10 protein-coding genes and 1 pseudogene are annotated in these 8,883 nt (G+C 63.5%); 2 read left to right on the top strand and 9 right to left on the bottom strand.

Going from position 1 to position 8,883, the window contains the following annotated elements; translation table 11 throughout:
- Window positions 1-11: 11 nt before the first annotated feature.
- Window positions 12-896 carry a LysR substrate-binding domain-containing protein gene (locus tag EOA22_RS16560; protein WP_127390087.1) on the bottom strand — a complete coding sequence of 295 codons (885 nt, stop codon included), beginning with the start codon at window positions 894-896 and terminating at the stop codon, window positions 12-14.
- A 110-nt stretch (window positions 897-1,006) separates the two neighbouring features.
- Here EOA22_RS16560 and EOA22_RS16555 point away from each other — a divergent pair, with 110 nt between their 5' ends.
- Both EOA22_RS16555 and EOA22_RS16550 read left to right on the top strand, forming a co-directional pair.
- Window positions 1,007-1,297, top strand: a complete 291-nt coding sequence (locus EOA22_RS16555; protein WP_013532552.1) for a muconolactone Delta-isomerase family protein — start codon at window positions 1,007-1,009, stop codon at window positions 1,295-1,297.
- 173 nt (window positions 1,298-1,470) lie between these two features.
- Window positions 1,471-2,469: a transporter gene (locus EOA22_RS16550; protein ID WP_063167702.1), complete on the top strand. Its 999-nt coding sequence runs from the start codon at window positions 1,471-1,473 to the stop codon at window positions 2,467-2,469.
- Window positions 2,470-2,485: 16 nt separating this feature from the next.
- On the opposite strand, the gene EOA22_RS16545 is transcribed toward EOA22_RS16550, so the two are convergent.
- The 8 genes and pseudogenes from EOA22_RS16545 to EOA22_RS16510 all read right to left on the bottom strand — a co-directional run.
- On the bottom strand, window positions 2,486-3,172 hold the full coding sequence (locus tag EOA22_RS16545; RefSeq protein WP_013532554.1) for a glutathione S-transferase family protein: 687 nt from the start codon (window positions 3,170-3,172) through the stop codon (window positions 2,486-2,488).
- 9 nt (window positions 3,173-3,181) lie between these two features.
- The gene (gene rarD, locus EOA22_RS16540) at window positions 3,182-4,108 is read right to left on the bottom strand and encodes an EamA family transporter RarD (protein ID WP_013532555.1); all 927 of its coding nucleotides are present in this window, start codon (window positions 4,106-4,108) and stop codon (window positions 3,182-3,184) included.
- A gap of 83 nt (window positions 4,109-4,191) precedes the next feature.
- Window positions 4,192-5,814, bottom strand: coding sequence for a citramalate synthase (gene cimA / locus EOA22_RS16535; RefSeq protein WP_174299068.1), 1,623 nt, complete (start codon window positions 5,812-5,814; stop codon window positions 4,192-4,194).
- Window positions 5,811-6,767 (bottom strand): prolyl aminopeptidase, encoded by a 957-nt coding sequence (gene pip / locus EOA22_RS16530; RefSeq protein WP_013532557.1) that lies wholly within the window; start codon window positions 6,765-6,767, stop codon window positions 5,811-5,813. Before pip ends, cimA begins: the two co-directional genes overlap by 4 nt.
- Window positions 6,764-7,240 (bottom strand): GFA family protein, encoded by a 477-nt coding sequence (locus tag EOA22_RS16525; protein WP_013532558.1) that lies wholly within the window; start codon window positions 7,238-7,240, stop codon window positions 6,764-6,766. The genes pip and EOA22_RS16525 overlap by 4 nt, the downstream gene beginning before the upstream one ends.
- Window positions 7,237-7,728 carry a GFA family protein gene (locus EOA22_RS16520; protein ID WP_013532559.1) on the bottom strand — a complete coding sequence of 164 codons (492 nt, stop codon included), beginning with the start codon at window positions 7,726-7,728 and terminating at the stop codon, window positions 7,237-7,239. Before EOA22_RS16520 ends, EOA22_RS16525 begins: the two co-directional genes overlap by 4 nt.
- A 6-nt stretch (window positions 7,729-7,734) precedes the next feature.
- Entirely contained in the window at window positions 7,735-8,121 is a 387-nt protein-coding gene (locus EOA22_RS16515; RefSeq protein WP_013532560.1) for a VOC family protein, read from the bottom strand.
- Window positions 8,118-8,883 (bottom strand): annotated as a pseudogene (locus EOA22_RS16510) (cysteine--tRNA ligase); the annotation flags it as partial. The gene EOA22_RS16515 and the pseudogene EOA22_RS16510, both read right to left, overlap by 4 nt.

Raw genomic sequence — 8,883 nt, 5'->3', positions numbered from 1 at the left:
CCCCTATTCCCCTACTCCGCCGCAGCCTGCCGCAAATCGGCAATCACCGCGCGCCGCTCATGACGCCGCCAGGCGAGATGGAGTGAAACCGTGCGCTCGAGCCACGGCAGGTCGCGAAACACGATCCGCGGCGGCGCAGCGGCACGCAGGCTGGCTTGCACCGTCGCCAAGCCGAGACCCGCGCTGACAAGGCCGAGCGAGGTCAGCGGGTCCGCCGTCTCATAGGCGATGTCGGGCAAAAAGCCGGCTTTGGCGCAGGCGGCAAGGAACTGGCCGCGATTGGTGTCGTCCGGCTGGCGCACGACGGTGATCCAGGTGCGACCGTCAAGATGGTGAGGCCCGATCTCTGGCACTTCAACGAGTGGGTCATCTTCGGGGATCGCCAGCACCAGCGGCTCATGCCGCAGCGCCATGGCGGCGACATCCGGATCATCATCGGGTGGCGGCGAGTAGACAAAGCCCAGATCCAGCGACCGCTGCCGTAGCCCTTCCAACTGCGCCGCCGAGCGCAGGCTTCTCAGCTGCAGGTGGAAATCCGGCCGGTCGCGACGGAACTGGCGCAGCATCCCGGCGACAAGCCCGGCATGAACGGCCCCTTCGACATAGCCGATGGCGAGCCGGCCGACGGCGCCGCTGGCCAGGTTGCGGCCGAACTCCTCCACACGTCGCGCATTGGACAGCAGCGCGCGGGCCTCGGTGAGGAAGGCGCGGCCCTCGGCGTTGAGATGGACCCGCTGCTTCGACCTCTCAAAGAGGGAAACACCCAACTGCTCCTCGAGCTGGATGATCTGCCGGCTGAGTGGCGATTGGGAAATATGCAGCATTTCGGCTGCGCGCCCGACATTTCCGGTTTCGGCGACCGTGACGAAATAGCGGAGCTGGCGCAGGTCGAACATTTCTCCTCCAAGGCTCAAGTCCCTTTGGGTCTCAACTTTATCCTAATCAGTCTTGGACTGTCTGACCAGCCAAAAGCGATAATCGGCCATCCCAACCAAAGGAGACCGCCATGCAGTTCTTTGCCCTTCTCGCTCGCAACACCGAAAAATTTACCGATGCCGATTTCGCTCCACTTCTGCCCGGCGAAGCCGAACAGCGGCGCACGCTCTACGCCGAAGGGGCGGTACGTCAGGTGTGGAACCGAGGCGACATCCCGGGCAGCGGCATGATGCTCGAGGCTGCTGATGATGCTGAGGTTCGCGGCCACCTCGCCACCTTGCCGTTGGTCAAGGCCGGCATGATGGACATTGCCGCAATCGTGCCCCTCAAGCCCTACCCCGGCTTCGGCCCGAAGCACTGACAGGGCACATCCGGGGGTGACGAAGGCGTCACCCCCGGATTGACACGGGGATCGACAGACTGTGATCGGCTGTCAAGAAACCGTCACACGAAACCGGCTTCGCGCGTGCTAGGAATCAGTATCAGGCAGCCGCCGTGCGGCGCCATCTTCGGAACATGCATCTGGCACCGCCCATGGACATCACTCTCGCCCCGGAAGGCACCGATCTCTCGCCCTACCTGCCCGACGAGCACGGACTGTTCTTCATCTATCACTTCACCGCTGAGGGCGTGCGAACCAGGGACGCCGCCGCCGCGCACTGGACATGGCGCAGCTACCAGCTTTCCGACATGCGGGCCCGTCACGAAATCGGCGCCGATCGGGTTTTGCCGGCACCGGCGCGTGAAGCTTTCCTGTCCGCCAGCCATGGCTGCCACATCGACCTCGAGGACGACTGGCTCTATGGCGATCTGCCGGACCTGCGCCATGACTATTCGGCGGAAGCGGGCGGGCTTGGCCATTTCCGCTTCGCGCTCAATGACACGATGCTGGTCGGCGCCCGCAAGCAACCGCTGCAGTCGGTCGACAACATCCGCAAGGCGATCGAGAATGGATCGCGCAAGTTCCGCTCGCCAGCCGAGTTGATCGAGGCTGTCGTCGGCCAGTCGTTCGATGGCATGGTGGCGGAACTTGCGGCACTCGGCGACAGTCTCGACGGCATCGAAGACCGTATCGTCTGCGACGCATGGCACAATGAACGGCAATCCCTGGTCGACGCGCGCCGGCATCTGGTGGTGATCCACAGGCAGATGGCGACGCTGACCAATCTGTTCCGTCACCTTGATCATTCGCACCGCAACGACCTGCCAGACAGCATCAACGACATGGCCGCGCGCCTTTCACACCGGGCGCAGACGCTGCACTATGACGGCGAGCAATTGCAGGCGCGCGCCCGGCTATTGCAGGACGAGCTTATGGCAAAGCTGACGACGCAGTCGAACCGGCTGCTGTACGTCCTGTCGGTGATGACGGCGGTGCTGTTGCCGATGACCATCATCTCAGGCCTGTTCGGCATGAACGTTGGGGGCCTGCCGCTGGTCGACACGCCAATGGGCTTTTGGGTGGTGACGGCTGTGTCGATGGTGATCGCGGGCGCGACCTATCTCTTTGTCAGGCGGCTCGGACAGATGTAGCACCCGCCGGCAGCTTTCACGCAGTGGCGCGAAGATCCTCGATGATGGTGCCGGCGGCGGCCACTTCCGCTTCGTGATCGGGCTCGCGCCAGGTCTCGGCAAGCCCAGCCGCATGCCATTCGCGCATCGCCGGCAGAGCAAGCAACTGCGCCGGATACGCTGCAGCCGCACCCTCGAAGGAGAGCCCATAAGACTGTGCGCGGAACGCCACCGGGGCAAAGAAAGCATCTACTGCGGTGAAATGAGCGCCCGCCAGAAATGGCCCGCCGAAACGAGCAAGACCATCATTCCAGAGGTCGCCGAGGCGAAAGAGGTCCTGCTTCAGCGCATCGGACATCGGAAACGGCTCTACCCGCACGCCGCAACTCATCGGACAGGCGCTGCGCAATGCGGTGAAGCTCGAATGCATCTCGGCGGCGGCCGAGCGCGCCCAGGCGCGCGCCTTGGCTTCGACGGGCCACACGCCATGGTGGCGTTCGGCCAGATATTCGACGATGGCCAGCGAATCCCAGACCGCCCAGCCGTCGTCGACCAGGCACGGCACGCGGCCGCTCGGTGAGAAGGAACGGTACAGATCCCAGCTCGATCCGGTCGGGAATGGCGTCAGCCGTTCCTCGAATGGGATATCCAGCGCGCGCATCAGCACCCAGGGCCGCAGCGACCATGAGGAATAATTTTTGTTGGCGATATGCAGCAGGTACATCGAACCCCCTTACCGTGCGGGCTGCGGCGCGGCGCGTCGCGCTGTCGTCAACATCGACCAGGAATAGACTGCCAAAGCCGCCCAGATCAGCGCAAAGGCGATGGCCTGGATGGTGCCGAAAGGCTCGTCGAAGATCAGAACGGCGATCAGGAACACCATGGTCGGCGCGATATATTGCATGATGCCGATGGTTGACAGCCGCAGCAGCTTGGCGCCGAAGGCGAACAGCAACAACGGCACCGATGTGACTGGACCGCAGCCGATCAGCAACGCCGTATCCGTGCCACTGCTGGATACGATGTGGTCCTGTCCGGTCGCGATGAGATAGACTATGTAGCCAAGTGCCGGCACCGACAGCAGAAGGACTTCGAGCAAAAATCCCTGGCTCGGGCCGATCGGCAGCGTCTTGCGGAAGAAGCCGTAGGCGGCGAAGGAAAACGCCAGTGCCAACGACACCCAGGGCAGCTTGCCGCCTTCGATGGTCAGCACGGCGACGGCGACGGCCGCCAGCACCACCGCCGCGATCTGCAGCCGGTCGAGCCGCTCGCCGAGCAGCAGCGCGCCGACAACGACGCTGACCAGGGGATTGATGTAGTAGCCGAGCGCGGTTTCGACGGTGCGGTCGACCGCGATCGCCCAGACATAGATGCCCCAGTTGACCGAGATCAGCGCCGCCGTCAGCGCGGCCATGGCGATGGTGCGCGGCGAACGAAGCGCCGCCTTGAAATCCGCCGTGCGGCCGGCCCAGATCAGAACGGCGGCGGCGATCGGCACCGACCAGACGATGCGATGGGCAATGACTTCCGCGAGCGGCAGATGAGCGACCGCCTTCATGTAGAAGGGCAGCAATCCCCATAGCAGATAGGCGCCGAGCGCCAGCAGAAAGCCGCGCCGGGCCTTGGACTCTGCATCCAGGGTAATTGCTTCAGTGGCCATGGGCCAACGCTATGGCCCAGTCACCTTGGCAAGACCATCGCAAAGTTCTGATGGATCAATGGACTTTCGCTGATGGTTCAACCCTATTCGGCGGCCACCAGTCCGGCCATCTCGCGGTTCTTCATCAGCTTGTAGACGATGGAATCCATCAGCGCCTGGAACGAGGCGTCGATGATGTTCTCGGAAACGCCGACCGTCCACCAGCGCGCGCCGGTGCCGTCATGCGATTCGATCAGAACGCGGGTGATCGCCTCGGTACCGCCATTGAGGATACGCACCTTGAAGTCGGCCAGCTCCATGTCGGCGATCTCGCCCTGGAATTTGCCGAGGTCCTTGCGCAGCGCGATGTCGAGTGCGTTGACCGGGCCATGCCCCTCGGCCACCGACATCTTCTCCTCGCCATCGACCACCACCTTGACGATCGCTTCGGAGACCGTCTTCAACTGGCCGTTGGCGTCGAAGCGGCGCTCGACCATACAGCGGAACGAGGTGACGTTGAAGAATTCCGGCAGGCCGTGCAGCATCTTGCGGGCGAGGAGTTCGAAGCTGGCATCGGCGCCTTCATAGGCATAGCCCTCGGCCTCGCGCTCCTTGACCACGGATATCAGCGCGTCGAGCCGGTGATCGTCCTTCGGCACCTCAATGCCGCGTCGCCTCAGCTCGGCGAGGAAATTGGCCTTGCCGCCCTGGTCCGAGACCATGACACGGCGGCGGTTGCCGACCGTTTCGGGGGGGACGTGCTCGTAGGTCGCCGGCTCCTTGGCCAGTGCGGAGGCATGAATGCCGGCCTTGGTGGCGAAGGCGGAAGCGCCGACATAGGGCGCTTGCGCCTCTGGCGCTCGGTTCAGGAGTTCGTCGAATGCGCGCGACAACCTGGAAATGCCTGTCAGCGCCTCAGCCGAAATGCCAGTTTCGAAACGATCGGCGAAGGCCGGCTTTAGCGCCAGCGTTGGCACGATCGAGATCAAATTGGCGTTGCCGCAGCGCTCCCCGATGCCGTTGAGCGTGCCCTGGATCTGGCGCACGCCAGCCTCGACAGCGGCGAGGGAATTCGCCACGGCCTGGCCGGTGTCGTCATGGGCATGGATGCCGAGATGATCGCCTGAAATGCCTGATAAAATAACCTTCTCGACGATGGCGCGGACTTCCGATGGCTGCGTGCCGCCATTGGTGTCGCACAGCACCACCCAACGCGCCCCGGCATCATAGGCGGTCCTGGCGCAGGCCAGCGCATAGTCGGGATTGGCCTTGAAGCCATCGAAGAAATGCTCGCAGTCGACCAATGCCTCCTTGCCGGCGGCGATCGCCGCCTCGACGGAGGCCTTGATGGCATCGAGGTTCTCCTCATTGGTGCAGCCGAGCGCGACACGGACGTGGTAGTCCCAGCTCTTGGCGACGAAGCAGATGGCATCCGATTTCGATTGCACAAGAGACGCTAGGCCGGGATCGTTGGACGCCGACACCCCTGCCCGCTTGGTCATGCCGAAGGCGACGAATTTGGCGCGCTCCGTGCGCTTCTCCTGGAAGAAGGCGGTGTCGGTCGGGTTGGCGCCGGGATAGCCGCCTTCGACATAGTCGAGGCCAAAAGCGTCAAGCAGTTTTGCGATGGCGATCTTGTCCTCGACGGAAAAGTCGATGCCCGGCGTCTGCTGGCCATCGCGCAATGTGGTGTCGAAGAGATAGAGGCGCTCGCGGGTCATGGTCATTTGCCTGCAAACTTGTCCGTCGCGCGGATCAGCCGGTCGAGGATACCCGGCTCCGAATAAGCATGGCCGGCGCCCTCGATCAGATGGAAATCCGCCTTTGGCCAGGCCTTGTGCAGCGCCCAGGCATAGCGCGCCGGGCATGGCATGTCGTAGCGGCCATGGACGATGGTGCCGGGGATGTCGCTCAGCCTGTGCGCGTCGCGCAGCAATTGTCCCTCTTCCAGCCAGCCGGCATGGACGAAATAGTGGTTCTCGATGCGGGCGAACGCGACGGCATAGTCGTCCTGCCCAAACGGACCGCTTGTCTCAGGCTCCGGCAACAGCGTGATCGTTTCGCCTTCCCACAGGCTCCAGGCGCGGGCCGCCTCGATCTGCGCCTTTCGATCCGTGCCGACCAGCCGCTTGCGATAGGCGACCATCATGTCGCTGCGCTCGGCCTCCGGGATCGGCGCCAGGAAGCGCTCCCATTTGTCCGGGAACATTTCCGAGACGCCGAACTGATAGTACCATTCCAGTTCCGCACGCGTCAGCGTGTAGATGCCGCGCACCACCAGTTCGCTGACGCGTTCTGGGTGGGTCTCGGCGTAGGCGAGCGCAAGCGTCGACCCCCAGGAGCCGCCGAACACCAGCCATTTGTCGAAGCCGGCCATTTCGCGCAGCCGTTCGATGTCGGCGACCAGGTGCCATGTCGTATTGGCTTCGAGCGAGGCGTTGGGCGTCGATTTTCCGCAGCCACGCTGGTCGAACAGGATGACATCGTAGAGCTTCGGGTCGAACAGCCGCCGGTGTTTTGGCGAAATGGTGCCGCCCGGCCCGCCATGCAGGAACACCGCCGGCTTGGCGCCTTTAGTGCCGGAACGCTCCCAGTAGACCTGGTGGCCGTCGCCGACATCGAGCATGCCGGAATCGAACGCCTCGATCTCGGGATAAAGCGTACGCAATTGACTGCTCATAGTTGTAAACCTTTGGTCGGCCAGTCCGGCGTTTCATGGTCTGGGTGCTGGAAGGAGATGATGGATTCCTGCCTGTTGTAATAATCAGGATCCTGGTGGACGGGCTGATCGAAGATCGTCTCCACCCAGGGCAACCGCGCGGCATAGTTGACCTGGATCTGCGGTGCCAGGTCCGAACGGTCGTCGAAGGCACCGATCGCGATTTCCAGCCCGCCGGGCTGCCGATATGTCAGCGGCGTGCCGCAGCGGGCGCAGAAACCACGATCGATGTTGACCGACGACTGGAAGTAACTCGGCTCTTCATGGGTCCATTCGACGCCATCTCTGGGCACCGTGACCAGCGCGCCGAAGAACGAGCCGAACTGCTTCTGGCACATGCGGCAATGGCAGATGGACGGACGGCCGAGCGCTCCATGAACGCGGAAGCGCACGGCGCCACACTGGCAGCCGCCGGTTCTTACCTGATCGGTCATGATCTTTCCTTTGGCGGCCATTGTTCGGTGTCGTGGTCGGGGTGCTGGTAGGAAACGAGATCGGCCAGATAGGAGGCCGACGACATGTCGGCCATGGTGTCCTCGCCCGGCAGTTGCGGGATCGAGTCGACATAGGGCAGCTTTGCCTCGATCCCCCATTGAATCAGCGGCACGATCTCCGCTGGATTGTCGAACGCACCGATGGCGAGGCCAACCCCGTCCGGCGCGGTGAAGGTCAGCGGCGTGCCGCAATCGGCGCAAAAACCGCGATCGACATGGTTGGACGAACGGAAGTATTTCGGCTCGCCGCGCGTCCAGTCGAGCCTGGCGCCACGCACCGAAACCAGCGGCGCGTAGAACGCGCCGAACGCCTTCTGGCACATGCGGCAATGGCAGACCGAAGCGTCGCCCAAAGCGCCTTCAACGCGAAAGCGCACCGCGCCGCACTGGCAGCCGCCGGTATAGATCGGTCGGTTGTCGAGGCTCATCGCTGATCACTCCGGCGCATGGCAGACGGCCTCGACGTTGTTGCCGTCGGGATCGAGGACGAAGGCGCCATAGTAGTCCGGGTGATAGTGCGGGCGCAGGCCCGGCCCGCCATTGTCCTTGCCGCCGGCGGCAAGCGCCGCAGCATAGAAGGCTTCGACCTCGGCGCGGCTGCGCGCGGTGAAGGCGACGTGCTGATGGGCCTTCTGACCATCCTTGCCTTCCTGCAGCCAGAATACCGGCCGATCGCGACCGTAGCCACCGACCTTTTTACCGCCGGTGTACTCCAGCGGCACCATATACAACAGCGCGGCACCAAGCGGCGCCATCGCCTTGTCATAGAAAGCCTTCGAAGCGTCGAAATCGGCAACGTTGATGCCGAGATGATCGATCATCTTTTTACCTCCCAGGTGGTGATGCGTTCGCCTGTGACCGGATCCTTGCCGTCCTTCAACTGTATCCCCTGGGCCAGCAGGTCGTCGCGGATGCGGTCGGCTTCGGCCCAGCTCTTGGCGGCGATGAACGCGAGACGCTTGGCGATGGCCTTGCCGACGTGGCCTTCATCAACCTTCGCCGACGCGACGTCGAAGCCGAGGAACAGCAGCGACGCCTTCAGCGATGCAGCGGCATCGTTGCCGTCCATTGCCTCGCCGGCCAACTGGGTCAGGACCTGGAAGGCGGCATAGGTGGCGAGATCGTCCGACAAGGCGTCAATGATCTCCACGGGCACCTGTCCCGCCGCCGTCGGCGCGAGGTCGGCCCCCCGCTTCCATTTTCGCAGGGTGTTCTCGGCCTCTTCCAGCTTGCGCACGGAAAAGTCGATCGGCTCGCGATAATGCGTCATCAGCATCGCCAGCCGCAGCACCTCGCCCGGCCATTTGCGGCCGCCGAAGGTCTCGGTCTCCAGGAGTTCGTTGATCGAGTAGAAGTTGCCGAGGCTCTTCGACATTTTCTGCCCTTCGACCTGCAGGAAGCCGTTGTGCATCCAGATGTTGGCCATCATTTCGGTGCCATGGGCGCAACGCGACTGGGCGATCTCGTTTTCATGGTGCGGGAAGATCAGGTCGAGGCCGCCGCCATGGATGTCGAAGACCTCGCCGAGATAGGCGGCCGACATCGCCGAGCACTCGATGTGCCAGCCCGGCCGACCCCTGCCC

Source organism: Mesorhizobium sp. M7A.F.Ca.US.014.04.1.1 (genome assembly GCF_003998745.1).
GTDB lineage: Bacteria > Pseudomonadota > Alphaproteobacteria > Rhizobiales > Rhizobiaceae > Mesorhizobium > Mesorhizobium ciceri.
The sequence above is the reverse complement of the archived record's forward strand: the minus strand, read 5'-3'. Positions and strand labels throughout refer to the sequence as shown.